Source organism: Aureimonas ureilytica, assembly GCF_001475935.1.
GTDB classification, from domain to species: domain Bacteria; phylum Pseudomonadota; class Alphaproteobacteria; order Rhizobiales; family Rhizobiaceae; genus Aureimonas; species Aureimonas ureilytica_A.
In genome coordinates this window covers 1-978 of the sequence record NZ_LDQA01000082.1, presented here as the reverse complement: position 1 = coordinate 978, position 978 = coordinate 1, and the positions used below count along the sequence as shown (strand labels likewise).

General features: G+C 65.1%; 1 protein-coding gene. It reads right to left on the bottom strand.

Translation table 11 applies throughout. The features are described from left to right. Positions 1 to 978, bottom strand: a 978-nt coding sequence (locus NS365_RS25250) for a calcium-binding protein (protein WP_275477566.1), incomplete at both ends; no start/stop codon positions are given.

Genomic DNA, 978 nt, shown 5'->3' with positions numbered 1-978 from the left:
AGAACATCATTGCCGCTCGTGGCAGGCTTCGTCGCCCCGAACGCAACGCGGATATCCATCTGGCTCAGGCCGCCATCCGTGGTGACGAGCGTGCCGCCGGTCACGCCTTCCAGCGTCACCGCGCTTTCGAACACGCCGTCCCGGTTGGCGTCGATCTCGATCCGGCTGTCACCGCCCAGCGTCACCAGACGGATGTCGGGCACCTTCGCGAGCCCCGTCACCGGGTCGTAGTTGTAATACGAGAACGTCAGCTTCTCGCCGCTTTCATAATCGGTGATCCGATCGCCGTTCAGGTCGCTGCCGTTCGAGAGGTAGCCCAGGCCGAACTGATCGACACCGGAACCGCCCGTCAGGCTGTCGGCGCCCGCTCCGCCTTGAAGCGTGTCCGCTCCCGCGCCGCCCTCCAGCGTGTCGTCGCCATCGCCACCGGATAGATTATCCGAGCCAGCGCCGCTATAGAGCTTGTCGCTGCCCGCCCCGCCATACAGGTACGCCGAACTCGTAGAGCTGGAACCCGTCACGATCCCACGCGCATCAAGAACGTCGTCGTCTGCATCGCCATAAGCATAGCCGCCGTTGCTCAGCCGCAGCGTGTCCTTGCCATCTCCGCCATAGAGATAATCGTAGCTGTAGGACCCTGATCCACCGTCCAGCGTGTCGTCGCCTTCGCCGCCGCGCAAGGTGTCGCTGCCCTCGCCACCCGACAGACTGTCATTCCCCGCAAGACCCAGCACCTCGTCGTTGCCGGCCCCGCCGTCGATCACGTCCGCCCCAGACGTGCCGATCAGAACATCGTTGCCGCTCGTGGCAGGCTTCATCGCCCCGAACGCAACGCGGATATCCATCTGGCTCGGGCCACCGTCCGTGGTGACGAGCGTGCCGCCGGTAACGCCTTCCAGCGTCACCGCGCTTTCGAACACGCCGTCCCGGTTGGCGTCGATCTCGATCCGGCTGTCATCACCCAGCGTCACCAGACGG